Genomic DNA, 416 nt, shown 5'->3' with positions numbered 1-416 from the left:
ACCCGTCAAAGCCCTTGCGCATGTCACACGGCGCCAGCGACAGGTAGATCTTCGCCGATGGTGGCAAGGTCAGGCTCAAAGCTCGAGCTCCCCGATGAGTTCGAGCACCATCTTCAGCGCGCCGCGATCAAACAGGCTGTCGACCGACACCGTAAATCCGCCTCGCGCGCGGATATCGATCCGGCCTTGCGACACCGATGACGCCGCCGGCGCATCCGGGACCAGTTCGACCGGCACGAACCCGGCCATCGCCCCGCGCAAAAGCTGCCGCCGCCATGTATAAAGCTGACCGGTTCCAATTCCATGCCGACGCGCCACTGCCGCCATGATCGCGCCCGGCTCGGTCGTCTCTTTCAGGATCGCCAGCTTCTCTTCATCGGTAATCGTCCGGCGGGACCCGCCTTGCTTGGCGGGGG

Annotated in this window: 1 protein-coding gene; it reads right to left on the bottom strand. The window is 64.7% G+C overall.

The features are described from left to right. Positions 1-75 precede the first annotated feature (75 nt). The coding region (locus AX703_RS04105; protein WP_082734390.1) for a transposase at positions 76-416 on the bottom strand (341 nt) is incomplete at its 5' end.

Source organism: Novosphingobium sp. CCH12-A3 (assembly GCF_001556015.1).
GTDB classification, from domain to species: Bacteria; Pseudomonadota; Alphaproteobacteria; order Sphingomonadales; family Sphingomonadaceae; genus Novosphingobium; species Novosphingobium subterraneum.
Note: the sequence above shows the minus strand (reverse complement) of the source record. Positions and strands in the feature narration are given on the sequence as shown.